This is a genomic window from Ramlibacter sp. (assembly GCF_035554825.1).
Classification (GTDB): domain Bacteria; phylum Pseudomonadota; class Gammaproteobacteria; order Burkholderiales; family Burkholderiaceae_C; genus Ramlibacter.
This window is the reverse complement of the sequence record NZ_DATMHS010000057.1, coordinates 17119-43932: the sequence shown is the minus strand read 5'-3', so window position 1 is coordinate 43932 and position 26814 is coordinate 17119. Positions and strand designations below refer to the sequence as shown.

Here is a 26814-nt window from a genome sequence, read left to right as displayed (position 1 = left end):
AAGCGCGGCCCGTGGCGGCGCGCACCGCAACCGACCAGCACCATGGCCAAGGGTTATCGACTCAGCGCATCGACCGGCATCCACAAGGGCGATCGCGAATACCAGCAGGACCAGATCACCCTGCTGAGCCACCCGCGCTACCAGGGCTGCGTGCTCGGCGTGGTGGCGGACGGCATGGGCGGGCGCAGCGGCGGGCGCAAGGCGTCGAACCAGGTGATGCTGACGGCGCGCCAGCTGTTCGAGCGCTACTCCCCCGATCACGACGACGCCCAGGCGTTGCTCAAGCAGATGGTGTCGGAAGCGCACATCGTGATCAAGCTCACGGCGATCTCGTCGGAGCAGGAGCCGCACAGCACGCTGGCCGCCTTCGTCATCAATCCCGCGGGCGACTGCCACTGGGTGCATGCCGGCGATTCGCGCATCTACCACTTCCATGGCGACCAGCTGGTCAGGCGCACGATGGACCATTCCTACGTCCAGACGCTCGTCGATGCCGGGCAGCTGACCGAAGAGGAAGCCAACGTGCACCCGCAGTCCAACATCCTGATGGGGTGCCTCGGCGCGGAGGACGATCCGCCGTGCGACCTGCACTTCATCCCGCAGCTCAAGCCCGGCGATACGCTGATGGCCTGCAGCGACGGCGTCTGGCATTACTTCACGACGCAGGAACTGGGTTCGGTGCTCTCGTCGCTCGCACCGCGCGAGGCGACCGAATACCTCATCGACAAGGCGCGCTCGCGCGGCCGTGGCGGCGGCGACAACCTGTCGCTGGTCGTCGTGAAGTTCGAGCCGCTGGACGACTAGTCGGCGGGGGCCGGCAACGGCGCCGCCGGCGCTTTCTGCCGGGCCGCCAGGCGGCGCTGCAGCCGCTCCTTGCGTTCCTGCGCCTGGCGCTGCTGCTCTTCCCGGCGCTGCACGTTGCGCACGGCATCCTGGTCGCGCGCACCGCGGTCGGCCGCCTTGCGCTCCAGTTCCTGCTGCCGCTCGGCCGCGCGTTGCCTGGCATCGCCGGCCGGCTCCGTGCGCGGCGTGCGGCCAGCCTGGCGCGCCGCCAGGTCGGCGGCGCGCTGGGCCGCCTGGGCGTCGCGCTCGTCCCGGGCGCGCGGCCGGCCGGCACTGGCCGCCGGTTGCCCCGCCGGCGCGGATCGCTCCTCGATCGACCGCTGCCGCGCCGCGCCGCGCTGCTTGCGCTCGGCGTCGTTGAGCGAGATGTCCTGCCGCCGCAGGTCGGACAGCGCCTCGCGCCGTTTCGCCCTGGCCGCCGCCAGGCAGTCGTTGACCGCGAACTTCCCCCAGCAGGCCCGTTCCTGCAGCTTGAAGTCGCCTTCCACGCGCGCCCGCTCGGCGGCGATCCGCGCACGCTGCGCGGCCACCGCCGCGTCCGGCGCGTCCTGGGCCGCGGCCACCACGGGCCCGGCGGCGAACAAGGCGATCAGCAGCAGTTTCATGTGAGGCGGGTGTCGACGGTGCGGTGCTCCAGGGCCAGGAACTCGGCCGACTGCATTTCCTGCAGGCGCGACACGGTGCGCGGGAATTCGTGGGCCAGTGGGCCTTCCGTGTACAACGCCTCCGGCGGCACCGCCGCCGACATGATCAGTTTGACGCGGCGATCGTAGAGCACGTCGACCAGCCAGGTAAAGCGCCGCGCCTCGGACGCCATGCGTACCGGCATGTACGGCACGTCGCTGAGCAGCAGCGTGTGGAACTGGGTCGCGATCTCGAGATAGTCGTTCTGCGAGCGTGGCCCGCCACACAGCGTCCTGAAGTCGAACCAGATCACGCCGCCGGCCTTGCGACGGGCTCGGATCTCGCGGGCCTCGATGTGCAGCACCGGGCTCTCGTCGTGCGTCGCCGCCAGGCGCGTGAACGCCTCGTTCATCTCGGCATCGGCTTGCGCACCCAGCGGCGCGTGATAGAGCTTGACGTGCTCCATCGCGCGGCGGCGGTAGTCGACGCCGTTGTCGACGTTGATCACCTCGAGCTTCTCGTTCAGCAGCGTGATCGCCGGCAGGATGCGGTCGCGGTGCAGGCCGCCCGGATAGAGATCGTCCGGCCTGAAGTTCGAGGTGGTGACGAAGCCGACCCCGTTCTCGAACAGCGCCACCAGCAGGCGGTGCAGGATCATCGCGTCGGTGATGTCGGCGACGTGGAACTCGTCGAAGCAGATCAGCCGATAGCGCTTGGCGATGCGCGCGCCCAGCTCGTCCAGCGGATTCACCGTGCCCTGCAGGTCGGCCAGTTCGCGGTGCACCTCGCGCATGAACTCGTGGAAATGCAGGCGGGTCTTGCGCTTCAGCGGCACGGCGTTGAAGAAGCAGTCCATCAGGAAGCTCTTGCCGCGCCCCACGCCGCCGTACAGGTACACGCCGCGCGGGATCGCCGGGCGGTTGATCAGCTTCTTGAACGCGTTGGAGCGCCGCTCCTTGAAGTCGGCCCACTCGCGGGCGCAGCGATCGAGCGCCTCGACCGCCCGCAATTGCGCCGGGTCGCTCCGGAAACCGCGCTCGGCGAGTTCGCGCTGGTATTCGTCCTTGACGCTCATGAAAACCTGAATACCGAACGCAGAGGTCGCAAAGGACTCGCCGAAGACGCAGAAAAAACCATTTGAAGAATGTTCTGCGTCCTCTGCGTGATTTCTGCGTCCTCTGCGTTCGGCTGTTGGGTCTTCTGACGCTTCAGAAATTCAGCGTCCGCTTGTCGACGGCCAAGGCTGCTTCCTTGGTCGCCTCCGACAGCGAGGGGTGGGCGTGGCAGATGCGGGCGATGTCCTCGGCCGAGGCGCGGAACTCCATCGCCACCACGGCTTCCGAAATCAGCTCGCTGGCCATCGGGCCCACGATGTGCACGCCCAGGATCTCGTCGGTCGCGGCATCCGCCAGGAACTTGACCATGCCGGTCGTGTCGCCCAGCGCCCGGGCGCGGCCGTTCGCCATGAACGGGAACGTGCCGGCCTTGTACGCGACGCCCGCGGCCTTGAGCTGCTGCTCGGTCTGGCCGACCCACGCGATCTCCGGGCTGGTGTAGATCACCCAGGGAATGGTGTTGAAGTTGACGTGCCCGTGCTGGCCGGCGATGCGCTCGGCCACGGCGACGCCCTCTTCCTCCGCCTTGTGCGCCAGCATCGGGCCGCGCACCACGTCGCCCACCGCCCAGACGTTGGGCAGGTTGGTGCGGCACTCCTCGTCGACGACGATGGCGCCGCGCTCATCGAGCTTCAGGCCGACCGCCTCGGCATTCAGCCCGTTGGTGTTGGGCACCCGGCCGATCGAGACGATCAGCTTGTCGACGTTCAGCGTCTGGGCCTCGCCCTTGGCATTGGTCCACTGGACCGAGACGCCGCCCTTGCCGTTCTTGACCTCGCCGACCTTCACGCCCAGCTCGATCTTCAGGCCCTGCTTGTCGAAGGCCTTGCGCGCTTCCTTGGCGATCTGCTCGTCGACCGCGCCGAGGAACGTCGGCAGCGCTTCCAGGATCGTGACTTCGGCGCCAAGACGGCGCCACACGGACCCCATCTCCAGGCCGATCACGCCCGAGCCGACCAGGCCCAGCTTCTTGGGCACGGCCTGGATGCGCAGCGCGCCGTCGTTGGAAAGGATGTTCTCCTCGTCGAAGGGCGCGCCGGGCAGCGGCCGGGCATTGGAACCGGTGGCCACGATCACGTGCTTGCCGGTGATGGTCTCCTCGCCGGCCTTGATCTGCCAGCCGCCTTCGCCCTGCCCCGCGAACGAGCCGCGCGCGTGGAAGAACGCCACCTTGTTCTTCTTGAACAGGAACTGGATGCCGTCATTGTTCTGCTTGACGACCTTGTCCTTGCGGGCCAGCAGCTGGCCCAGGTTCAGGCCCAGGCCCTTGACCTCGATGCCGTGCTCGGCGAAGTGCTTGCCGGCATGCTCGAAATGCTCGGACGACTGCAGCAGCGCCTTCGAGGGAATGCAGCCCACGTTGGTGCAGGTGCCGCCCAGCGCCGGCGCGCCCTTGTCGTTCTTCCACTCGTCGATGCAGGCGGTGTTGAACCCCAGCTGCGCCGCGCGGATCGCCGCGATGTAGCCGCCGGGGCCGCCGCCGATGACGATGACGTCAAATGATTTCATGATTCTTGATTCTCAAAATCATGGAGAAGGACGCGGCCGGCAGGGCCGCGTTATCCCCGTGACGTTACAGGTCAAAGAGGAGTCGCGCCGGATCTTCCAGCGCTTCCTTCATCGCCACCAGCCCCAGCACGGCTTCGCGGCCGTCGATGATGCGGTGGTCGTACGACATCGCCAGGTAGTTCATCGGGCGAACCACGACCTGGCCGTTCTCCACCACGGCCCGGTCCTTGGTGGCGTGCACGCCCAGGATCGCCGACTGCGGGGGGTTGATGATGGGCGTCGACAGCATGGAGCCGAACACGCCGCCGTTGGAGATCGAGAAGGTGCCGCCCGAAAGCTCCTCCAGCGACAGCTTGCCGTCGCGGGCCTTCACGCCGTACTCGGCGATCTTCTTCTCGATGTCCGCGAAGCTCAGCTGGTCGGCGTTGCGCAGGATCGGCACGACCAGGCCGCGCGGCGAGCCGACGGCGATGCCGATGTCGAAGTAGCCGTGGTAGACGATGTCGTTGCCGTCCACCGACGCGTTGATGACGGGGTACTTCTTCAGCGCGTGCACCGCCGCCTTCACGAAGAAGCTCATGAAGCCGAGCTTGACGCCGTGCTCCTTCTCGAACTTCTCCTGGAAGCGCTTGCGCATTTCCATCACCGGCGCCATGTTGACCTCGTTGAAGGTGGTCAGGATGGCGTTGGTGGCCTGCGACTGCAGCAGGCGTTCGGCGACGCGGGCCCGCAGGCGGGTCATCGGGACGCGCTGCTCCGGGCGATCGCCCAGGTCGGCCGCCGGCACCGGCGCCTGCACCTTCGGCAGCGCCACCGCCGGCGCGGCGACCGGCGCCGCCGGCCTGGCCAGCGCGCCGATCACGTCGCCCTTGGTGACGCGGCCGTCGCGGCCGGTGCCGGGCACCGAGCCGGCCGCCAGCTGGTTGTCGGCCATCAGCTTGGCCGCGGCCGGCATCGCGACCCCGGCCTTGGCGCCGCCAGCAGCGGGCGCGGCGGCGGCAGCGGGCGCGGCGGCGGGCGCGGCCGGGGACGGCGCGGCGCCTTGGGCGGGCGCGGGCGCTGCGGCCGAAGCCTTGCCTTCGGTGTCGATCCTCGCGATCACCTGTTCGGCGGCGACGGTGGCGCCGTCGGCCTGCACGATTTCCGCCAGCACGCCGGCGGCGGGGGCCGGCACTTCCAGCACCACCTTGTCGGTTTCGACCTCGATCAGGATCTCGTCCATCGAGACGGCTTCACCGGCCTTCTTCTTCCATTGCAGCAGGGTCGCTTCGGTGATGGATTCCGACAGCTGCGGCACTTTGACTTCAACGATCGCCATGTTGGGTTCCTCTCTGGGTGTTCTCGGGCTGCGGCCGCGCACTGGCGGCCCGCCGGCGCTGGCAGCGCGAGCGGGCCGCGGCGCGGTCCGGCTACTTGGTCAGGACGAAGCCCTTCAGCTTCGCGAAGGCCGCTTCCACCAGGGCCTTCTGCTGCTCCTGGTGCAGGTGGGAGTAGCCCACCGCCGGCGACGCGGAGGCGCTGCGGCCCGCATAGCCCAGCTTCTGGCCATCCGTCATGTTTTCGTGGATGTAGTGCTGCACGAAGAACCAGGCGCCCTGGTTCTGCGGCTCGTCCTGGCACCACACGATGTCGGCGACGTTCGGGTACTTGCGCAGCTCGGCCGCGAAAGCCTTGTGCGGGAACGGGTACAGCTGCTCCACCCGCAGAATGGCGACGTCGTCGGCGCCCTTCTCCTCGCGCTTCTTGGCCAGGTCGTAATAGACCTTGCCCGAGCAGACGATCACGCGCTTGACCTTGTCGGCCTTAAGCTCCTTGTTCTCCGGAATGACGGTCTGGAAGCCGCCCTTGGTGAACTCGGCCAGCGGCGAGGTCGCGTCCTTGTTCCGCAGCAGCGACTTCGGCGTCATGATCACCAGCGGCTTGCGCAGCTGGCGCAGCATCTGCCGGCGCAGCACGTGGAAGATCTGGCTGGCCGTCGTCGGCTGCACCACCTGCATGTTCATGTCGGCCGACAGCTGCATGAAGCGCTCCAGCCGGGCCGAGCTGTGCTCCGGGCCCTGGCCTTCGTAGCCGTGCGGCAGCATCAGCGTCAGGCCGTTGACGCGCCCCCACTTCACTTCGCCGGATGCGATGAACTGGTCGATGACGACCTGGGCGCCGTTGGCGAAATCGCCGAACTGCGCCTCCCAGATCACCAGCGTGCTGGGATCGTTGGAGGCGTAGCCGTATTCGAAGCCGAGCACCGCCTCTTCCGACAGGATCGAATCGATGACCACGAACGGCGCCTGGTTCTCGGCCACGTTCTCGAGCGGCACGTAGGTGCCGGTGTCCCACTTCTCGCGGTTCTGGTCGTGCAGCACGGCGTGGCGGTGGGTGAACGTGCCGCGGCCGCAGTCCTCGCCCGACAGGCGGATCGGGTAGCCGCTGGCCACCAGCGAGGCGAAGGCCATGTGCTCGCCCATGCCCCAGTCGACGTTGACCTCGCCCCGGCCCATCGCGGCGCGATCGTCCAGCACCTTGCGCACCAGCGGGTGCGGCGTGAAGTTCGGCGGCACCGTGGTGATGCGCTCGGCCAGGCGCTTCCACTCGGCCAGCGGAACGGCCGTCTCGGCGGCGTCGGTCCACTTCTTGCCGACGAACGGAGTCCAGTCGACGGCGTACTTGCTCTTGAAGTTGGTCAGCACCGGGTCGACGGTGTGCTTGCCGGCGTCCATGGCGGCGCGATAGGCCTTGACCATGTCGTCGCCCAGGTGCTCGCCCAGGCCCTGCGCCGAGAGCTTGTCGGCGTACAGCTTGCGGGTGCCGGGATGGGCGCCGATCTTCTTGTACATCAGCGGCTGGGTGAGCGCCGGCGTGTCCTGCTCGTTGTGGCCCAGCTTGCGGAAGCAGACGATGTCGACGACAACGTCCTTCGCGAACTCCATCCGGTAGTCCAGCGCCAGCTGGGTCGCCAGCACCACGGCTTCGGGATCGTCGCCGTTCACGTGCAGCACCGGCGCCTCGATCATCTTCACGACGTCGGTGCAGTACAGCGTGGAGCGGCTGTCGCGCGGATCGCTGGTGGTGAAACCGATCTGGTTGTTGATCACGATGTGCACCGTGCCGCCCGTGAAGTAGCCGCGGGTCTCGGCCAGCGCCAGCGTTTCCATCACCACGCCTTGGCCGGCAAAGGCGGCATCGCCGTGCACCTGCACCGGCAGCACCTGCTTGCCCTGCGTGTCGCCGCGCCGGTCCATCCGGGCACGCACCGAACCCTCGATCACCGGATTGACGATTTCCAGGTGCGACGGGTTGAACGCCAGGCTGAGGTGGACGGGGCCGCCGCGGGTGCTGACGTCGGAGCTGAAGCCCTGGTGGTACTTCACGTCGCCGGCGGGCAGTTCTTCCTTGGCGGTGTGATCGAACTCGGCGAACAGGTCGGCCGGCAACTTGCCCAGCGAGTTCACCAGCACGTTCAGGCGGCCCCGGTGGGCCATGCCGATCACGATTTCCTGCACGCCCTTGGCGCCGGCTTCCTGGATCAGTTCGTCCATCGAGGCGATGAAGCTCTCGCCGCCTTCCAGCGAGAAGCGCTTCTGGCCGACGTACTTGGTGTGCAGGTAACGCTCCAGGCCCTCGGCGGCCGTCACGCGGTCGAGGATGTGCTTCTTCTTCTCGGGGCTGAAGTTCGGCTTGGCGCGAACCGACTCCAGCTTCTGCTGCCACCAGCGCTTCTTGTGCTGGTCGGTCAGGTACATGTACTCGGCGCCGATCGTGCCGCAGTAGGTTTCGCGCAGCGCGTTGATCAACTCGCGCAGCGACATGCTCTCCTTGCCGAAGAACGTATTGCTGATGTTGAACACCGCTTCCTGGTCGGCGTCGGTGAAACCGTAGAACGACGGCTCGAGCTCGGGGATCTTTTCACGCTCGGCGCGCTTGAGCGGATCGAGGTCGGCCCAGCGGCAGCCGACGTTGCGGTAGGCGGCGATCAGCTGCTGCACCGCCGTGCGCTTGCGCGCCATCTCCGTCTCGGCGCCGCGGGCGCCGACGACGCGGGTGCCGCCCTGCTTGGCCCGTTCGGCGAAGGCGTTGATCACGGGCAGGTGGGGGACGTCCTTGGCCTCGCTGCCGTCCGACGCGGGCACGTTCTGCAGCGCGTCGAAGTAGTCGCGCCAGTTGTCGGGGACGCTGCCGGGGTTGGCGAGGTAGTTCTCGTACATCTCCTCGACGTACGGTGCGTTGCCGCCGAAGAGATACGAATTGCTCTGGTACGCCGTGTAGACGGAGCGGGATTCACTCATGCTGCGCTGACTTTCCGCCTCCCTTCGGGAGGCATTGGCTGGTTACCGGGGGAACCTTCCGCGACACGGCTGAACCGGATGGCGGATGCGACGGTGGCTGGAAGGCCTGTTGCGACCTGCGATTGTGCCACCGAATCCCTTGCGACGAACCCGGCAGGCGGCCGCCCCCGCTGGGCGCGTCGGGCGCAATTCCCTGGTGCCAGCGCGGTCAGTCGCTCATCAGGTCGCGGATCTGCTGCAGCGCCGCCGGGTCCTCGATCGTGGTGAGGTCGCCCGGGTTGCGGCCCTCGCAGACGGCCTGGATCGCGCGGCGCAGCAGCTTGCCGCTGCGGGTCTTGGGCAGCAGGCTGACGAAGCGGACCCGCGCCGGCCGCGCCACGGCACCGAGCTGCTCGTCGACCACCTTCATGATCTCGCCCTCGAGCTTGAGCCTGGCCCGTTCCTCGATCAGCCCGCTGGCGTCCTTGGCCACCACGAACGCCATCGCCACCTGCCCCTTGAGCTGGTCGGCCACGCCGACCACGGCCACTTCGGCGACGTTCGGATGGCTGGAGATGCTCTCCTCGATCTCGCGCGTGCCGAGCCGGTGGCCGGCGACGTTGATCACGTCGTCGGTGCGCCCGAGGATGAAGTAGTAGCCGTCCTGGTCGCGAATGCCCCAGTCGAAGGTGCTGTAGACCATCTTGCCGGGGATCGTCTTCCAGTAGGTGCTGACGTAGCGCTCGTCGTCGCCCCACACCGTCTGCATGAAGCCGGGCGGGGTCGGTCCCTCGATCACGACGACGCCCTTCTCGTTCGGCCGGGTCAGCTCCTCGCCGGTGCTCTCGTGCACCAGCTTCAGGTCGTAGCCGTACATCGGCACGCCGGGGCTGCCGAACTTGCTGGTCTGGCGCTCGACGCCGTTGGCCAGCGCCAGGATCGGCCAGCCGCTCTCGGTCTGCCAGTAGTTGTCGATGATCGGCACGCCCAGGCCGTCGCTGATCCAGCGCGCCGTCGGCTCGTCCAGCGGCTCGCCGGCCAGGAACAGCGCCTTCAGGCTCGACAGGTCGTACTTGCCGAGGAATGCCGGGTCCTGCTTCTTGAGCACCCGCACCGCCGTCGGCGCGCTGAACATCGCCGTGACCCGGTACTTCTCGACCAGGCTCCACCAGATGCCGGCGTCGGGACGGATCGGCAGGCCCTCGTACATGATGGTCGCCATCCCGGCCAGCAGCGGACCGTAGATGATGTAGCTGTGGCCGACCACCCAGCCGATGTCGCTGGTCGAGAAATAGGTCTCGCCCGGCTCGCCCAGGAAGATGTGCTTCATGCTGGCGGCCAACGCCACCGCGTAGCCGCCGACGTCGCGCTGCACCCCCTTGGGCTGGCCGGTCGTGCCGCTGGTGTAGATGGTGTAGCTCACGTCGGTGGACTGCAGCCATTCGCACTCGACCGTCGCGTCGTCGTGCCGGCGCAGCACGGTGGCCCAGTCGTGGTCGCGGCCGGGCACCTTCTCCATCGGCGCCAGGCCGCGGTCCACCAGCAGCACCGCGCCCGGCTTGTGGCTGGACAGGCGGATCGCCTCGTCGAGCAGCGGCTTGTACGCGGTCACCTTGCCGCCGCGCGAGCCGGCGTCGGCGCTGACGATCACCTTCGGCGCCGCGTCCTCGATGCGCGATGCGAGCGATACCGACGCGAAGCCGCCGAACACGACGGAGTGGATCGCGCCGATGCGGGCGCAGGCGAGCATGGTGAACGCGGCCTCGGCGATCATCGGCAGGTAGATCAGGACGCGATCGCCCCGGCCCACGCCCAGGCTGCGCAGCGCCGCCGCGGTGCGCTGCACTTCGCGATGCAGCTCGCGGAAGCTGTAGCTGCGTTCCTGGCCGGTCTCGGACGAGACGTAGATCAGCGCCGGCTGGTCGGGCCGCGTGCGCAGGTGCCGGTCGACGGCGTTGTGGCACAGATTGGTGGTGCCGCCGACGAACCAGCGCGCGAATGGCGGGCGCGAGTAGTCGCAGATGGTCTGCGGTTCCTGCCGCCATTCGATCAGCTGCGCCTGCTCGGCCCAGAAGCGGTCGCGGTCCTGCAGTGAGCGGCGGTGGAACTCGGCGTAACGGCTCATGATGTCTCCTTGGGGTGCGGCTCGTCCGGGCCGATTGTGGCCAGCGCGCCCTTGCCCGAAGCTGACACCGCCGGGCCCCGCCCGGACGGCCCTGGGCTATTTGATCAGGGCCTGCACCTCCTTGAACATGGGGTGTTCCGCAGTACGCAGCCACTCGAACGCCGCCATTTCGGTCGTGACCAGCTCGGCGCCCGCCGCCGCCAGGCGGTCGTAGGCCGCATCCCGGTTGCGCTCGGTGCGCGAACTGCAGGCGTCGGTCACCACCCACACGTCGAACTCTTCCTCGATCAGGTCCAGCGCGGTCTGCAGCAGGCAGACATGCGCCTCGCAGCCGGCGATGACGATGGTGCCGCGTTCGGGGGCCGGCGGCTTCTGCAGGTGCTTGGGCAGGCTGCGGGCATTGCCGCCCTGCCGGGGCGCCGGCCGCAGCAGCTCGTCCAGACCGTCGGCACAACCGCTGAAGGACATCTTGGACAGCGTCTTGCGGCACAGCGCCTTGAGCTCGGCCGGGTTTTCCCCGAGGCGCGAGGGATTCTGCTCGGTGCCCCAAACCGGCACGTCGAACAACTGCGCCAGGCGTGCCAGGCGCAGCGCATTGCGCAGCACGGGCTCCGCTTCATGAATCGCGGGCATCAGGCGGGCCTGGTAATCCACCAGCACCAGCTGGCATTCCTGCGCATCGAGCAGCATCGTCTTCTCTTCAGGTCGGCGCGGTGCGCAGCAGCACCGCCAGGTAATGGGTGAACAGTTCGCTCGCGTCCTGCTGGAACATCCGGATCCGGCCGGTGTGCTGCAACAGCAGCAGGCCGACACCGTGCGCGAACAGCGCCGTATTCTCCCTCCGGGCGGCGGCCGCATCCAGGCCGAGCGCCAGCAAGGCGGCCTCGCACGGCGCGAGCGCCTCCAGCAGCCGCGCGTTGAGGCGTTGGTTCAAGGCGCCGGTGAGGCCGCGCGGGGCCAGTCCATGCACCAGGTAAAAGCCCAGGTCGAGTTCGCGCGGGTTGGCGGCGTAGAACCGGAACCAGCCGAGCGCCTTGGCCCGCAGCCGCGCGGCGGGGCTGTCGTCGGCCGGCTGCGCGGCTTGCACCGCCTGGTTCAGGCGTTCCAGCGACTCGCCCAGCAGTGCGCCATAGACCGCCTCCTTGCTGTCGAAATAGGAGTAGATCGCCCCCGGGGTGTAGCCGGCGCGGCGCGCGATTTCGCGGATGCTGGCGCCTTCGAGGCCGTGTTCCTCGAACACGGCGCGGGCGGCGGCCAGCACATGCGCCCGCCGGTTTTCGCTCATCGCCTGCTGCCGCCGGAGCCTGGATTCCATGACGCCACTATACGGGGATGCCACGGTGCCCTGAACATTGACAATTTTTTTGAACGCTGTTCAAAATCTCCGGCCCCTACCCCCGGAGACAGCCATGCATGCACCTGCCGCCACGGCCGGCCTGATGAGCGGCGAGGCCTACCGCGAATCCTTGCGCCGCCTGCACCCGCGGGTGTTCGTGGATGGCCGGCGGATCGAGCACGTCGCCGACGAACCCGCGTTGCGCCCGGGCGTCAACGCCATCGCCCTGACCTACGACCTCGCGCTCAAGCCCGAGTACGAGCCGCTGATGACCGCGCTGCAGCGCACCAGCGGCAAGCGGGTCAACCGGCTCTCGCACATCGACACCAGCCCCGGCGATCTGCTGAACAAGCTGGAAATGGTGCGGCTGCTGTGCCAGGAAACCGGCTGCGCGCAGCGCTACCTGACGCACGACGCGCTGAACGCGATCGGGCAGAACGCCGCCCGGCTGGACGACGCCCGCGGCACCAGGGAGCACAGCGCCCGGTTCCTGGAATACCTGCACCGGGTGCAGGACCAGGATTTGACGCTGGGCGTGGCGATGACCGATGCCAAGGGCGACCGCAGCCTGCGGCCGCACCAGCAGGCGAACGTCGACAGCTACCTGCACGTCGTCGAGCGGCACGCCAAGGGCATCGTCATCTCGGGCACCAAGGCGATCGTCACCGGCGCGCCGTACGTGCACGAACTGCTGGTCATGCCCTGCCGCAACATGGGCCCGGAGGATGCCGACTTCGCCGTCTGCTGCAGCGTGCCGATCGACGCGCCCGGACTCACCATCGTGGCCCGGCCGGCCGGCCGCCCCGGCGACAAGGTGGAGCACGGCGAGCCGCTCTTCTCGCGCAAGTACGGCCAGAGCACGGGCGTCTGCATGTTCGACCGGGTGTTCGTACCCTGGGAACGCGTGTTCTACGCCGGCGAATGGGAGCACAGCGGCCAGCTGACCTACGACTACGCCACCCACCACCGGCACACCTGCATCGCCGCCCGCGCCGGCTTCGGCGATCTGCTGATCGGCGCCGGCGCGCTGATGTGCGAGGCGAACGGTTTCGATCCGGGACGCGAGACCCACCTGCGCGAGCAGATGGTCGAGCTGATCAAGATCACGGAAGGCTTCTATGCCTGCGGCGTGGCCGGCAGCGTCTATGCCAAGGCCGACCCCTACAGCGGCACCTTCATGCCCGACCCGGTGTTCGTCAACATCGGCAAGCTGCTGCTGGCCACGCAGATCTACGACATGCACCGGATCGCGCATTACGTGAGCGGCGGCCTGATCGTCAGCCTGCCGGGGCCGGACGAGGACCACAATCCCGAGACCGCAGCCAAGCTCTCGGAGGTGCTGCGGGCCAACCCCGCGGTGCCCTACGAGCAGCGGATCCAGGCGGCGCGCTTCCTGGAGGACCTCACCGCCGGCTACCAGGGCGGCTGGTACAGCCTGATCAGCTTGCACGGCGGCGGCTCGCCGGCGGCCATGAAGCAGGAGATCTGGCGCCACTACCCGGTGGGCTCGAAGGTGGAGCTGGTGGAGCGGCTGCTGGACCGGGGCCTGTCCGAGGACGCCGACCGGCCGATCACCCGCAACCGGCAGGCCGGCAAATGCTGCGACATGGGGTGCAGCGCACCGGGCCAACCGGTCATGGTCGACTTGCCCCAGGGCGGGCGCGGCGCGGCCCAGGCGGCGGCTGGGGCGCCGCCGCCGGCTTCTCAGCCTTAAGCAACATTCTCAACGGCCGAGCCGGCCGGCACGCTACACTGCCTCGCCAATTTCCCGAACTCCGCCCGTGTCCCGCCCGCCCGAACTCACCACGATCAGGTTGCTCTGCGTGGAAGACAATCCGGACGACGTGGAACTGCTGGGGATCGCGCTGGAGCAGGCCGACCCGCATCGGCAGTACCTGATGCACCGGGTCGACGAGGCTGGTTCGTTCGTGAGCGCCCTCGAGCAGGAGCACTTCGACGCCATCCTGTGCGACTTCAATCTGCCCCGCTTCTCGCCCTACGCCGCGCTGCAGATCCTGATGACCCGCCGCTGCGGCGTGCCGCTGGTGGTGGTCACCCGCGCGATCGGCGAGGAGGCGGCCGTGCACGTGCTGCGCTGCGGCGCCAAGGACTACGTCACCAAGGACAAGCTGGGCACCCTGCCGCAGGTGATCGAGCGCGTGATGACCGAGCGCCAGCGCGTGGTCGAGCAGGAGCGCCTGACGCGCGAACTGCAGGAGGCGTACCGGCGGCTGAAGAAACTGTCGGCGCGCCTGGTCGTGGCGCAGGAGCGGGAGCGCTCGCTGATCTCGCGCGAACTGCACGACGAGCTGGGCCAGACGCTCACCGGGATGGTGATCCACCTGCATGCCGCCAGCCGCGCGCCCAGCGGCGACGAGGCCGAGCGCCACCGCGAAACGGCCATGGAAATGGCACAGTCCGCGGTCAAGCAGGTGCGCACGCTGTCGTTTTCGCTGCGGCCGGCGCAGCTCGATCTGCTGGGCCTGGTGGCGGCCACCCAGTCGGCGGCGCACCGCATCACCGACGCCGCGGGCCTGATCTGCACCTTCAGCGCGCGCGGCAAGGAGCCCGAGAGCCTGGGCGAAACCGCGTCGGTCGCCTTGCGCGTGGTGCAGGAGGCGCTCAACAACGTGGTGCGCCACGCCAAGGCGGAAACCGTGAGCGTGCGGCTGCGCTTCCTGCCCAGCGATCGCATCGCGGTGCTGGTGGTCGACGACGGCATCGGTTTCGAGAAACGCGAGCTGCTCGGGGGCGCGCCCAGCGAGCGCAACGTCGGCTTGTACGGCATGATTGAACGCACGGAGCTGGCGGGCGGCCGCCTGCACATCCGCACGCGGCCCGGCCGCGGCGTCGCCGTCCGTGCCGTGCTGTGAAGGTTTTTGAACAATGAAAATAAGCCCATCTCCTCGACATGTGCGTGTGGTTCTCGCCGATGACCACGAACTGGTGCGTTCGGGCATCAAGGCCCTGCTGTCGATGGTCGACGGGGTCGAGGTGATCGCCGAAGCCAGCGACGGCCACGAGCTCATCACGCTCGTCGAAAGCCTCAAGCCCGAACTGGTGATGACCGACATCTCCATGCCCGGCATGGACGGCATCACGGCGATCGCCGAGATCCACAAGCGCCAGCCCGAGGTCAAGCTGCTGGTGCTGTCGATGTACGACACGGTCGATTTCGTCAAGCGCGCCGTCGCCAATGGCGCTTGCGGCTACCTGATGAAGGACGCGCCGCCGTTCGAGCTGGAGCAGGCGGTGCGCAGCGTGATGGCCACCGGCTCCTATTACAGCCCCGCGATCGCGCAGCGGCTGCTGCAGCCATCCGAGCCGACCGCGGACGACGAATTGACGCAGCGCCAGGTGGAGATCCTCAAGCTCATCGCCCAAGGACGCGCCTCCAAGGAAATCGCGTTCGAACTGGGGCTGAGTCCGAAGACGGTGGACGTCCACCGTGCCCGGATCATGGACCGCCTCCAGCTCAACGACATCGCCAGCCTCACGCTGTACGCCGTGCGCAAGGGCCTGGTCAAGCCCTGAGCCGCCGCTTCAGGGCGGCATGACGCGCAGCAGCCCGCCCCTGGCGCTGTCGGTCAGCAGATAAAGCAGGCCGTCCGGCCCCTGGCGCACGTCGCGCACCCGGCCCAGCCCTTCCAGCACCTTCTGTTCGCGCACGATGCGGGTCCCGTCGAGCTCGAGCCGCACCAGACGGCCGAACTTCAACGAGCCGACGAACAGGCTGCCTTTCATCGCGGCGCCGTAGCGCTCGCTGGTGAGGAAGGCCATGCCCGACGGCGCGATCGACGGCACCCAGTAATGCAGCGGCTGCTCCATGCCAGGCGCCTGCGTGATCCCGGCGCCGATCTTGCCGCCGCCGTAGTTTTCGCCGTAGGTGATCACCGGCCAGCCGTAGTTGCGCCCCGGCTGCGGCAGGTTGATCTCGTCCCCGCCCTGAGGTCCATGCTCGTGCATCCACAGCCGGCCGTCGGGACCGAGCGCAGCGCCTTGCGAGTTGCGGTGGCCGTAGCTCCAGATTTCCGGCAGGGCGCCGTCACGCCCGATGAACGGGTTGCCGGGCGCGGGCAGGCCATCCTTGGTCACACGCACCACCTTGCCGAGATGGTTGTCGAGCTTCTGGGCCTGCTCCTTGCGCGAGAAGCGCTCCCCCAGCGTGAGGAACAGCAGGCCGTCGCCGGTCTCGGCGATGCGGCACCCGAAATGCAGGCTGCTGGCGACCTTGGGCAGCTGGCGGAAGATCACCCGAACCTCTTCCAGGCGCGATTCGTCGGCCGCCAGCCTCGCTCGCGCCAGCGCGGTGCTGTTGCCGCCGGGGCCCGGTTCCGAGAAGCAGAAGAACAGTTGCCGGTTGCGAGCGAAGCCGGCATCGAGCACGACGTCGAGCAATCCGCCCTGGCCGCCGGCCGCGACCTCCGGCACACCGGCCAGCGGCGGCCCGATCTTCCCGTCCGGCTGAACCACCCGCAGCCGCCCTGGCCGCTCGCTGACCAGGAAGCGGCCCTGCGGCAGGAAGGCGAGCGCCCAGGGATGCTCCAGGCCCTGCGCCACGGGCACGGCGCGCAGGTTCTGGGCACCGGCCGCCGCGCAGGCGGCAAGCAGGCAGCCGGCCGCCAGCAAGCGAAACGAGGGAAGGCAGCTTCTGTTCATGGCAGTCGTCAGGATCGGCTCAGCAGCCCGGCGGCGTTTGCGGGCGAATCTCACGGTGACGTACCATACCCAACTTGACGCGCTCGAGCAGGGGCAGGTATCCTGCGCCCCAATGAATCGATGGCTCTGCATTGCCTTGCTCGTCGCCTGCGCCAGCGCGCAGGCCGCCCCGCCATCGGCGGCCGACGACGACCTGGAACATTTTCTCAGCGAGAACCGGCTGCTCACCACCATCGGCCAGATGGGGCACACCGTGACCGACCGCGCGTCCGAGCTGGTGGTGAATGCCATGGGTTTCCTCGGCGTGCCATACCGCCGCGGCGGCAATTCGGTGGAAACCGGCTTCGACTGCAGCGGGTTCGTGCGCGCGATGTACCAGTCGACGGTCGGCCTGATCCTGCCGCGGCGCGCCAATGAACAGGCGGCGGCCACGGAAACCATCGAGAAGAAGGACCTGCAGCCGGGCGATCTGGTGTTCTTCAACACCATGAAGCGCGCCTTCAGCCACGTCGGCATCTACGTCGGCGAGGGCAAGTTCATCCATTCCCCCAAGCCGGGCGCGCAGGTGCGGGTCGAGGACATGGGTGTTTCGTACTGGAAGCGCCGCTTCGACGGCGCGCGCCGCGTGATCACCGGGGCGCCGCCCGATCCGGCCCAGGCGCAGCCCTGAAGCAAGAAGGCCGGCTCATCGCCGGCCTTCTTATTTCCGCCGCTCAGCGCTTGCGCTGCGGCGGCAGGTCGGTGCAGGTGCCGTGCGCCGCTTCGGCCGCCATGCCGATGCTCTCGCCGAGCGTCGGATGCGGATGGATGGTCTTGCCGATGTCGACTTCGTCGGCGCCCATCTCGACCGCCAGCGCGACCTCGCCGATCATGTCGCCGGCATGCGTGCCGACGATGCCGCCGCCGACGATGCGGTGGGTCTGGGCGTCGAACAGCAGCTTGGTGAAACCTTCGTCGCGGTTGTTGGCGATGGCCCGGCCGGACGCGCTCCAGGGGAAATGGCCCTTGGTGACGGCGATGCCCTGGGCCTTCGCCTGGTCCTCGGTGAGGCCCACCCAGGCGATCTCGGGATCGGTGTAGGCAACGCTCGGGATCACGCGCGCCTCGAACGCGACCTTCTCGCCGGCCGCCGCTTCGGCCGCCACATGGGCCTCGTGCACCGCCTTGTGCGCCAGCATCGGCTGGCCGACGATGTCGCCGATGGCGAAGATGTGGGGCACGTTGGTGCGCATCTGCGCATCGACCGGAATGAAGCCGCGGTCGCCGACGTTCACGCCGGCCCTGTCGGCCCCGATCAGCTTGCCGTTCGGCGCCCGACCGACCGCCTGCAGCACCAGGTCGTAGAGCTGCGGCTCCTTGGGGGCCTGCTCGCCTTCGAAGCGCACCAGGATGCCGTCCTTGGTCGCCTCGGCAGCCACGGTCCTGGTCTTCAACATGATGTTGTCGAAGCGCGGCGCGTTCATCTTCTGCCAGACCCGCACCAGGTCGCGGTCGGCGCCGGGCATCAGGCCGTCGAGCATCTCGACCACGTCCAGGCGCGCGCCGAGCGACGAATACACGGTGCCCATTTCGAGTCCGATGATGCCGCCGCCCAGGATCAGCATGCGCTTGGGCACGGCGCCCAGCGCGAGGGCGCCCGTGGAATCGACGATGCGCGGGTCCTGCGGCATGAACGGCAGCTGGACGGCCTGCGAACCGGCCGCGATGATGCACTGCTTGAAGCGCACGGTCTGCCTGGCGCCGGTCTTCGCCTGACCCGCGCCGCCGGTCTCCTCGACCTGCAGGTGGTGGGGATCCAGGAACTGGCCCAGCCCGCGCACGACGGTCACCTTGCGCATCTTGGCCATGGCGGCCAGCCCGCCGGTGAGCTTGCCCACCACCTTGTCCTTGTGGGCGCGCAGCTTCTCCAGATCCACCGCGGGCTTGCCGAAGCTCACGCCCAGCGCCTCGAAGTGGCTCACCTCGTCCATGACGGCGGCCACGTGCAGCAGCGCCTTGGACGGAATGCAGCCGACGTTGAGGCATACGCCGCCGAGCGTTGCATAGCGCTCCACCAGCACGACCTTCATGCCGAGGTCGGCGGCGCGGAAGGCGGCCGAATAGCCGCCGGGACCGGCGCCCAGCACCAGCATGTCGCATTCCAGGTCCGCGCCGCCCGCGTACGCCGCCGCCGGCGCGGCTCGCGCCGCCGGAGGAGGTTCCGCCCTCCCCGTCGCGGTGGAGGGGCCGGGGCCTCCAGCAAGCCTCGCTTCCTGGCCCGGAGCTGGCGCTCGGGTGGCGCCCGCTGCCGCCGCAGGCGCCGCGGGGGCCGCCGCTGCGGTGGTCTCGACCACCGCCAGCAGCGAACCTTCGGACACCTTGTCGCCCAGCTTGACCTTCAACTCCTTGACCACGCCGGCGTGGCTCGACGGAATCTCCATCGACGCCTTGTCGCTTTCGACGGTGATCAGCGACTGCTCGGCGGCGATCGTGTCGCCCGGTTTGACCAGCAGCTCGATGACGGCCACTTCCTTGAAGTCCCCGATGTCGGGAACCTTGACTTCGACGGTCGCCGTCATTTCGCCTCTTTCATCTTGAGCGTGAAGACGTCGGTCGGCGCCGCCGAGTTGCGGTCGAACTCGCACCCCGCCGCGATGCCGGCTTCGGCCACCTCGCGCGCGGTCTTGGCCTTGCCGTAGATCGCGTGCATGGCGCCGAGCGCGAAGCTGCGCCCCGAGCCGATGCCCCAGAACTCCTTGAACTCGAAGACCTCGCGATAGCTGTACAGGCCGTAGATGCCAGTCGCGTTGGCGATCACCACGCTGAACTGGCTCGACTCGTAGGGGTCGCTGTCTTCTTCCTTGGTCTGCAGGAAGAAGTTGTCCTTGAGGTAGGGATGCAGCTTGGTGAAGGTGTCGAACACCTCGTCCTTGCTGCCCAGTCTCAGCAGTTCGCGCGGCATCGAGCCGATCGCCTTGCGCAGCACCGGAAAATGGGCCACGGTGCCGGCCATGCCGACGTAGCTGGGACCGCCGTCGGTCTCGACCCTGAATATCTTGGTGTTGTCTTCGTAGCGATTGCCCAGCCGGGTATCGCCGAAGGTCACGAGGGTGTCGGCCGCGATCGCGATCTGGCCAGCCTTCTTCACCACCACAACAGTTGTCATTTTTCTGGATGCTCCGCGTGCGCCTTACTGCCGAGTTCGTTCCGCGCTCACAGCATCGTGCGCCGGAAGTCCGCCAATATAGCGCCGAGGAAGGCATTGAAACGAGCAGCCGACGCGCCGTCGATGACGCGGTGGTCCCATGAGAGCGACAGCGGCAGCATCAGGCGCGGCGCGAACTGCTTGCCGTCCCACACCGGTTCGGTCCTGCTGCGGCACACGCCGAGGATCGCCACTTCGGGCGCATTGATGATCGGCGTGAAGTAGCGCCCGCCGATGCCCCCCAGCGACGAGATCGTGAAGCTGGCGCCGGTCATCTCGCTCGGGCTCAGCTTGCCGCCGCGCGCCTTGGCCGACAGGTCGGACAGTTCCTGGCTGATCTGCAGGATGCCCTTCTGGTCGGCATCCTTGAGCACCGGCACCATCAGGCCGTTGGGCGTGTCGGCGGCAAAACCGATGTGCCAGTAGCGCTTGAGCACGAGCTGCTCGCCGTCGAGCGAGGCGTTGAAGTTCGGGAACTGCTTCAGCGCCGCGACGCACGCCTTGATCAGGAAGGCGAGCATCGTGATCTTGATGCCGGCCTTCTCCTGCTCCTTGTTCAGCTGGAGCCGGAATGCCTCGAGTTCCGTGATGTCCGCGTCGTCGTGATTGGTGACGTGCGGGATCATCACCCAGTTGCGATGCAGGTTGGCGGCGGCGATCCGGCGGATGCGGCCCAGGTCCGTGCGCTCGACCGGCCCGAACTTCTCGAAGTCCACCTGCGGCCACGGCAACAGGCCCAGCGCGGCGCCGCTGTCCTTGCCGCCGGCGGCGCCGGTCGTGACCTGGCCGGCCATCACCGCCTTGGTGAAGGCCTGCACGTCTTCCTGCGTGATGCGCCCCTTGGGCCCCGTGCCCTTCACTTCCGCCAGCGGCACGCCCAGCTCGCGCGCGAACTTGCGCACCGACGGCGAGGCATGCGGCAGCGCGCCCGTGGGCGCGGCCGGCTCCTGCGGCGGCAGCGCGGCCGTCGGCAGCGTGCGCTGCGCCGCCCGTGCGGTGTCGGGCGCGGGCCGCGCCACCGGCGCCGGCGCGCTGCCTTGCGCCCGGGGCGCCGGCGCAGCGGCACCGGACGTGCCTTCCAGGATCGCGATCAGGTCGCCGGCATTGAGCTTGTCGCCGAGCTTCACCTTGACTTCGCGCAGCGTGCCGGCGGCCGACGATGGAATCTCCATCGACGCCTTGTCCGATTCGACGGTGATCAGCGACTGCTCGGGCTTGATCGCGTCGCCGGGCTTGACCAGCACTTCGATCACGGCGACGTTCTTGAACTCGCCGATGTCGGGGACGCGCACTTCGATGGCCCCGGATTGCGGACCGGCCCCGGCTTCGGGCTGGGGAGCGGGCCGGGCCGAGGGCGCCGGCTGGGCAGCGCCACCCTGACCTCTCTCCTCTGCGGCACGCGCGGCAGCTGGCGCAGGCACGGGGGCCGCATCCGCATCGCCGGCTTCGACCAGCGCCAGCAGCGAGCCCTGGTTCACCCGGTCGCCGAGCTTGACTTTCAGCTCCTTGACCACGCCGCCGTGCGACGAGGGAATTTCCATCGATGCCTTGTCCGACTCGACGGTGACCAGCGACTGCTCCGCTTTCACGGTCTGCCCCGGCTGCACCAGCAACTCGATGACCGCCACGTCCTTGAAGTCCCCGATGTCGGGGACCTTCACCTCGATCAATGCCATGTTCTTGTTCTCCAGGGTGTCAGCGCGCGGGCGTCAAGCGTACAGCGGATTCATCTTGTCGGTGGCGATGCCGTACCTGGCGATGGCCTCCGTCACCTTGGACGCCGGCACCGTGCCCTGCTCGGCCAGCGCCCGCAGCGCGGCCACCACGATGTAGTGCCGGTTGATTTCGAAATGCTCGCGCAGGCGCGAGCGGAAGTCGCTGCGGCCGAAGCCGTCGGTGCCCAGCACCTTGTAGCGGCGTCCGGCCGGGATGAAGGGCCGGATCTGGTCGGCGTACGCCTTGATGTAGTCGGTCGAAGCGATCACCGGGCCGCCGTGGCCCTCGAGCTGCTGCGTCACGAACGGCACGCGCGGAGCCAGCGTCGGATGCAGCATGTTCCAGCGCTCCGCGTCCTGGCCGTCGCGGCCCAGCTGCGTGAAGCTCGGGCAGCTCCAGACGTCGGCGGCGATGCCCCAGTCCTTCTCGAGCAGTTCCTGCGCCGCGATCGATTCGCGCAGGATGCTGCCGCTGCCCAGCAGCTGGACGCGGTGCTTCAGCTTCGGGCCCTCCTGGCAGAGGTACATGCCCTTGATGATCTGCTCCTCGGTGCCCGGCTTCAGGCCCGGCATCGCATAGTTCTCGTTGAGCAGCGTGATGTAGTAGAAGACGTTGTCCTGCCGCTCCACCATGCCCTTCAGGCCGTGGTGGAGGATGACGCCGACCTCGTGCGCGAAGGTCGGGTCGTAGCTGATGCAGTTGGGGATGGTGCTGGCGTAGACATGGCTGTGGCCGTCCTCGTGCTGCAGGCCCTCGCCGTTGAGCGTGGTGCGGCCGGACGTGCCGCCCAGGATGAAGCCGCGCGCCTGCATGTCGCCGGCCGCCCAGGCCAGATCGCCGAAGCGCTGGAAGCCGAACATCGAGTAGTAGATGTAGAACGGCACCATGATGCGGTTGCTGGTGCTGTAGCTGGTCGCCGCCGCGATCCAGCTGGCCATGCCGCCGGCCTCGTTGATGCCCTCCTGCAGGATCTGGCCGTGCTGGTCCTCCTTGTAGTAGGAGACCTGGTCGCGGTCCTGCGGGGTGTACTTCTGGCCTTCGGGGTTGTAGATGCCGATCTGGCGGAACATGCCCTCCATGCCGAACGTGCGCGCCTCGTCGACCAGGATCGGCACGGCGCGCGGGCCCAGTTGCTTGTCGCGCAGCATCGTCGACAGGAAGCGCACGTATGCCTGGGTGGTGCTGATCTCGCGGCCTTCCGCGGTCGGATCGAGCACGGCCTTGAAGGCCTCCAGCGGCGGCACCTGCAACTGCTCGTCGGCGCGGGTGCGGCGCTGAGGCAGGTAGCCGCCCAGCGCCTTGCGGCGCTCGTGCAGGTACTTCATTTCCGGCGTGTGCTCCTCGGGCCGGTAGAACGGCACCTCGGCGAGCTTCTCGTCGGGAATCGGGATGTTGAAGCGGTCGCGGAAGGTCTTGATGTCCTCGTCGCTCATCTTCTTGGCCTGGTGGGCGATGTTCTTGCCCTCGCCCGCGCGGCCCATGCCGAAGCCCTTGACGGTCTTGACCAGCAGCACCGACGGCTGACCCTTGGTGTTGACGGCGCGGTGGTAGGCCGCATACACCTTCTGCGGATCGTGGCCGCCGCGCTGCAGGCGCCAGATGTCCTCGTCGCTCATGTTCGCGACCATCTCCAGCGCCTTCGGATGCTGGCCGAAGAAGTGCTTGCGCACGTAGGCGCCGTCGTTGGCCTTCATCGCCTGGTAGTCGCCGTCCAGCGTCTGCATCATGATCTGGCGCAGGATGCCGTCCTTGTCGCGCGCCAGCAGCGGGTCCCAGTAGCTGCCCCAGATCAGCTTGATCACGTTCCAGCCGGCGCCGCGGAAGGTGCCTTCCAGCTCCTGGATGATCTTGCCGTTGCCGCGCACCGGGCCGTCCAGGCGCTGCAGGTTGCAGTTCACCACGAAGATCAGGTTGTCCAGCTTCTCGCGGGCCGCCACGCCGATCGCGCCCAGGCTTTCCACCTCGTCCATCTCGCCGTCGCCGCAGAACACCCACACCTTGCGGTTCTCGGTGTTGGCGATGCCGCGCGCGTGCAGGTACTTGAGGAACCGCGCCTGGTAGATCGCCATCAGCGGTCCCAGGCCCATCGACACCGTCGGGAACTGCCAGAACTCGGGCATCAGCTTGGGGTGCGGATAGCTCGACAGGCCCTTGCCGCCCACTTCCTGCCGGAAGTTCAGCAGCTGTTCCTCGGTGAGGCGGCCCTCCATGAAGGCGCGGGCATAGATGCCCGGCGCGCTGTGACCCTGGATATAGAGGCAGTCGCCGCCGTGGTTTTCGCTTTCGGCGTGCCAGAAATGGTTGAAGCCGGCGCCGAACATGGTCGCCACCGACGCGAACGAGCTGATGTGGCCGCCGAGGTCGCCGCCGTCCTCGGGGTGCAGGCGGTTCGCCTTGACCACCATCGCCATCGCGTTCCAGCGCATGTAGGCGCGCAGCCGCTCCTCGATCTCCAGGTTGCCGGGGCAGCGCTCCTCGTCGTCGGCGTCGATCGTGTTGACGTACGCCGTGTTGGCCGAGAACGGCATGTCCACGCCGTGCTGGCGCGCCTGGTCCAGCAGTTGTTCCAGCAGGAAGTGGCCACGCTCGCGACCCTCGGTGGCGATCACCGCCGCGAGGGCATCGATCCATTCGCGGGTCTCCTGCGCGTCCGCGTCGTTGGCGGCCGGGCCGAAGAGGTTCTCGGGCTGTGCAGACATGGGGCTGGTCCTCCTGTGACTGGCTAATTTAGTACGGCAATGCCGAAAGCGCGGGAGTGTCTCACAGTTTGCGCCATTTTCAAATAGTGCTTTTCCGTTTCATATTATGGTTTCGAATCGGGGAAACTGTCCGCGCGGCGCGTCGTCCAACGGGCGGGAAGCCCCGCCCGGCTCGGCTCCCAGGCACTCCCCTACACTTGGAACTCCATGCAAGTCACCGGCACCGCCCACGAGCAGCAGCAGGAGCCCGTCGCCACGGCGGGCTGGTGGCGGCGCTGGTGGCGGCAGCAGTCGGCCACGCGGCAGGACCGCTTCGCGATGCTCGCCCCGGTGGCCGCCGTGCTGCTGTTCCTGGCCGCGATCGTCTCCGCCTTCTGGTACCTGCGGCTGGAGGAAATGGACCGCGAGCACGAGGCCGTGCGGCGCGACGTCGAATATGCGCAGCAGCGCGTCCGGTTGCGGCTGCTGGAACGCCAGGAGCAGCTGATGCGGGTGGCGCGCGACATCTCCAACCAGGAGATGGACCGCGAAGAGTTCGTCAGCCGCGCCGAGTCGATGGTGATCCAGTACCCGGAGCTGCAGGCCCTGGCCTGGATCGACGAGCGCCGCCGCATCCGCGCCAGCTACGCGGCGCCCAGCCTGTCCAGCAGCCAGATCCGGCCGGCGGGCGGGGTGCTGCGCTCGGGCGAGACCGCGGACATCTACACGCTGGCGCGCGACCTGCAGCAGCCGGTGTATTCGCAGCCGGTCGCCGGCACCGACAGCACGGGCCTGCTGCAGTTGCACATCCCGCTGGCGCAGCAGGGCAAGTTCTCCGGCGTGATCCTGGGCGAATATTCGATCGACGGCCTGCTGCGCTATGCCGTCCCGGCGGAGGTGTCGGCGAAGTACGCCGTGGCGCTGCTGGATGGCAAGAACCGGGTCCTGGCGGGCAGTTCGGTGCCGCCGCGCAACCGCGCCACGCAGCTGCTGCCCTGGGCCGCCCAGCCCAACGAATACGAAGTGCCGGTCAGTCCGGTCGGCAACGGACTGATCATCCGCGCGCAGGCCTATCGCACCTCGCTCGGCGTGATCGGCAGCGGCCTGTTCTGGCTGGTCGGCGCGTTGAGCGCGATGACCGCGTGGATGCTGATCGGCAACTGGCGGCACACGCGGCGCCGCCTGCAGGCGCAACGCGCGCTGGTGGCCGAGACCAACTTCCGGCGCGCGATGGAGAACTCCATGCTCACCGGCATGCGGGCGCTCGACATGCAGGGCCGCATCACCTACGTGAACGCGGCGTTCTGCCAGATGACCGGGTGGAGCGAGGCCGAACTGGTCGGGCGCACGCCGCCCTTTCCTTACTGGCCGGACGCCGACCGCGAGCAGCTGATGGCGCGGCTGGACGACGAACTGCATGGGCGCACGGTGGCCGGCGGCTTCCAGGTGCGGGTCAAGCGCAAGGACGGCAGCCTGTTCGATGCCCGCCTCTATCTGTCGCCGCTGATCGACGCCAAGGGCCAGCAGACCGGCTGGATGACGTCCATGACCGACATCACCGAGCCGAACCGCATCCGCGAGCAGCTGTCCGCGTCCTACGAGCGGTTCACCACCGTGCTGGAGGCGCTCGACGCCTCGGTCTCGGTCGCGCCGCTGGGCAGCGAGGAGCTGCTCTTCGCCAACAAGCTGTACCGGCTCTGGTTCGGCGTCCAGACCGCCGGCCACCTGCAGATGGTGGCCCAGGCCGGGGTGCCCGAGCATCCGCGCACCGACGAATCGCTCGACGAGGTCGACTCCTTCGTCGGGCTGCCCACCAACAGCCTCACTTCCGCGAAGTCGGAGAACGCCGAGATCTTCGTGCCGGAACTGGGCAAGTGGCTGGAAGTGCGCTCGCGCTACCTGAACTGGGTCGACGGGCGCCTGGCCCAGATGGTGATCGCCACCGACATCACGCCGCGCCGCCACGCCGAGGAACAGGCCGCCGCGCAGGCCGAGCGCGCGCAGACCTCCAGCCGCCTGATCACCATGGGCGAGATGGCCTCCTCGGTGGCGCACGAACTCAATCAGCCGCTGACGGCCATCAACAACTACTGCAACGGGCTGGTCTCGCGCATCCGCAAGCAGCAGATCAGCGAGGAAGACCTGCTCGCCGCCCTCGACAAGACCGCCCGCCAGGCCCAGCGCGCCGGCCAGATCATCCAGCGCATCCGCTCGTTCGTGAAGCGCAGCGAACCGAACCGCACGCTGTCCGACATCGCGCTGATCGTCTCCGAGGCCGTCGAACTGGCCGAGATCGAGCTGCGACGGCGCAACGTGCGGCTCTCGCACTATGTCGCCGCGCGGCTGCCCAAGCTGATGGTCGATCCGATCCTGATCGAACAGGTGCTGGTGAACCTGCTGCGCAACGCCGCCGAATCGATCGAGCACGCGCGCCGCCCGCCTTCCCGCCGCAGCGTCGAACTGCGCGTGATCCCGAAGGACGTCGACGGCCAGCCGGTGATCGAGTTCTCCGTGCTCGACTCCGGCCAGGGCCTTGCGCCCGAGGTGATGGGCCGGCTGTACGAGGCCTTCTTTTCGACCAAGGCCGAAGGCATGGGCATCGGCCTGAACCTGTGCCGCAGCATCGTCGAGTCGCACCAGGGCCGGATGCAGGCGGAGAACATCTACAATGGAACGGACGTCGCCGGCTGCCGCTTCTCGTTCTGGATTCCCCTGGCCGGCACGCCGGATTCCATCGAAAACAAGGATGCCCCGGTCGCGGCGTGA

19 protein-coding genes are annotated in these 26814 nt (G+C 68.2%); 6 read left to right on the top strand and 13 right to left on the bottom strand.

What is annotated here, in order from left to right:
* Positions 1 to 42: 42 nt before the first annotated feature.
* Entirely contained in the window at positions 43 to 804 is a 762-nt protein-coding gene (locus tag VNT59_RS06515) for a PP2C family protein-serine/threonine phosphatase (RefSeq protein WP_325497511.1), read from the top strand.
* Here VNT59_RS06515 and VNT59_RS06510 read toward each other — a convergent pair.
* The 8 genes from VNT59_RS06510 to VNT59_RS06475 all read right to left on the bottom strand — a co-directional run bounded on the left by VNT59_RS06510 (position 801) and on the right by VNT59_RS06475 (position 11790).
* Positions 801 to 1448, bottom strand: coding sequence for a hypothetical protein (locus tag VNT59_RS06510; RefSeq protein ID WP_325497510.1), 648 nt, complete (start codon positions 1446 to 1448; stop codon positions 801 to 803). The genes VNT59_RS06515 and VNT59_RS06510 overlap by 4 nt on opposite strands.
* Complete coding sequence (gene zapE / locus VNT59_RS06505; RefSeq protein ID WP_325497509.1) at positions 1445 to 2542, bottom strand: cell division protein ZapE; 1098 nt, start codon at positions 2540 to 2542, stop codon at positions 1445 to 1447. Before zapE ends, VNT59_RS06510 begins: the two co-directional genes overlap by 4 nt.
* Before the next feature lie 133 nt (positions 2543 to 2675).
* Positions 2676 to 4094 carry a dihydrolipoyl dehydrogenase gene (lpdA, locus tag VNT59_RS06500; RefSeq protein WP_325497555.1) on the bottom strand — a complete coding sequence of 473 codons (1419 nt, stop codon included), beginning with the start codon at positions 4092 to 4094 and terminating at the stop codon, positions 2676 to 2678.
* A 61-nt stretch (positions 4095 to 4155) separates the two neighbouring features.
* Entirely contained in the window at positions 4156 to 5409 is a 1254-nt protein-coding gene (gene odhB, locus VNT59_RS06495) for a 2-oxoglutarate dehydrogenase complex dihydrolipoyllysine-residue succinyltransferase (RefSeq protein ID WP_325497508.1), read from the bottom strand.
* A 91-nt stretch (positions 5410 to 5500) separates the two neighbouring features.
* Entirely contained in the window at positions 5501 to 8371 is a 2871-nt protein-coding gene (locus tag VNT59_RS06490; RefSeq protein ID WP_325497507.1) for a 2-oxoglutarate dehydrogenase E1 component, read from the bottom strand.
* 208 nt (positions 8372 to 8579) lie between these two features.
* On the bottom strand, positions 8580 to 10475 hold the full coding sequence (locus tag VNT59_RS06485) for a propionate--CoA ligase (RefSeq protein WP_325497506.1): 1896 nt from the start codon (positions 10473 to 10475) through the stop codon (positions 8580 to 8582).
* A gap of 96 nt (positions 10476 to 10571) precedes the next feature.
* Positions 10572 to 11165, bottom strand: a complete 594-nt coding sequence (locus VNT59_RS06480) for an isochorismatase family protein (RefSeq protein WP_325497505.1) — start codon at positions 11163 to 11165, stop codon at positions 10572 to 10574.
* A gap of 10 nt (positions 11166 to 11175) precedes the next feature.
* Positions 11176 to 11790, bottom strand: coding sequence for a helix-turn-helix domain-containing protein (locus VNT59_RS06475; RefSeq protein ID WP_325497504.1), 615 nt, complete (start codon positions 11788 to 11790; stop codon positions 11176 to 11178).
* A gap of 94 nt (positions 11791 to 11884) precedes the next feature.
* On the opposite strand from VNT59_RS06475, the gene VNT59_RS06470 reads away from it, so the two are divergent.
* The 3 genes from VNT59_RS06470 to VNT59_RS06460 all read left to right on the top strand — a co-directional run bounded on the left by VNT59_RS06470 (position 11885) and on the right by VNT59_RS06460 (position 15345).
* Complete coding sequence (locus tag VNT59_RS06470; protein WP_325497503.1) at positions 11885 to 13525, top strand: 4-hydroxyphenylacetate 3-hydroxylase family protein; 1641 nt, start codon at positions 11885 to 11887, stop codon at positions 13523 to 13525.
* 67 nt (positions 13526 to 13592) lie between these two features.
* Complete coding sequence (locus VNT59_RS06465) at positions 13593 to 14684, top strand: hybrid sensor histidine kinase/response regulator (RefSeq protein WP_325497502.1); 1092 nt, start codon at positions 13593 to 13595, stop codon at positions 14682 to 14684.
* Positions 14685 to 14730: 46 nt separating this feature from the next.
* Entirely contained in the window at positions 14731 to 15345 is a 615-nt protein-coding gene (locus VNT59_RS06460) for a response regulator transcription factor (RefSeq protein WP_325497501.1), read from the top strand.
* Positions 15346 to 15354: 9 nt separating this feature from the next.
* Here VNT59_RS06460 and VNT59_RS06455 read toward each other — a convergent pair whose 3' ends face one another.
* Positions 15355 to 16470, bottom strand: a complete 1116-nt coding sequence (locus tag VNT59_RS06455; protein ID WP_325497500.1) for a PQQ-dependent sugar dehydrogenase — start codon at positions 16468 to 16470, stop codon at positions 15355 to 15357.
* Positions 16471 to 16582: 112 nt separating this feature from the next.
* On the opposite strand from VNT59_RS06455, the gene VNT59_RS06450 reads away from it, so the two are divergent.
* Complete coding sequence (locus tag VNT59_RS06450) at positions 16583 to 17140, top strand: C40 family peptidase (protein WP_325497499.1); 558 nt, start codon at positions 16583 to 16585, stop codon at positions 17138 to 17140.
* A 43-nt stretch (positions 17141 to 17183) separates the two neighbouring features.
* On the opposite strand, the gene lpdA (VNT59_RS06445) is transcribed toward VNT59_RS06450, so the two are convergent.
* The 4 genes from lpdA (VNT59_RS06445) to aceE are packed head-to-tail and all read right to left on the bottom strand — an operon-like array spanning position 17184 to position 24069.
* Positions 17184 to 19028, bottom strand: coding sequence for a dihydrolipoyl dehydrogenase (gene lpdA, locus VNT59_RS06445; RefSeq protein WP_325497498.1), 1845 nt, complete (start codon positions 19026 to 19028; stop codon positions 17184 to 17186).
* Positions 19025 to 19615 carry an MFS transporter gene (locus VNT59_RS06440; protein WP_325497497.1) on the bottom strand — a complete coding sequence of 197 codons (591 nt, stop codon included), beginning with the start codon at positions 19613 to 19615 and terminating at the stop codon, positions 19025 to 19027. Before VNT59_RS06440 ends, lpdA (VNT59_RS06445) begins: the two co-directional genes overlap by 4 nt.
* A gap of 47 nt (positions 19616 to 19662) precedes the next feature.
* Complete coding sequence (aceF, locus tag VNT59_RS06435; RefSeq protein WP_325497496.1) at positions 19663 to 21330, bottom strand: dihydrolipoyllysine-residue acetyltransferase; 1668 nt, start codon at positions 21328 to 21330, stop codon at positions 19663 to 19665.
* Between the two features lie 33 nt (positions 21331 to 21363).
* Complete coding sequence (gene aceE, locus VNT59_RS06430) at positions 21364 to 24069, bottom strand: pyruvate dehydrogenase (acetyl-transferring), homodimeric type (RefSeq protein WP_325497495.1); 2706 nt, start codon at positions 24067 to 24069, stop codon at positions 21364 to 21366.
* A 207-nt stretch (positions 24070 to 24276) separates the two neighbouring features.
* Here aceE and VNT59_RS06425 point away from each other — a divergent pair, with 207 nt between their 5' ends.
* Positions 24277 to 26814, top strand: coding sequence for a PAS domain S-box protein (locus VNT59_RS06425; protein ID WP_325497494.1), 2538 nt, complete (start codon positions 24277 to 24279; stop codon positions 26812 to 26814).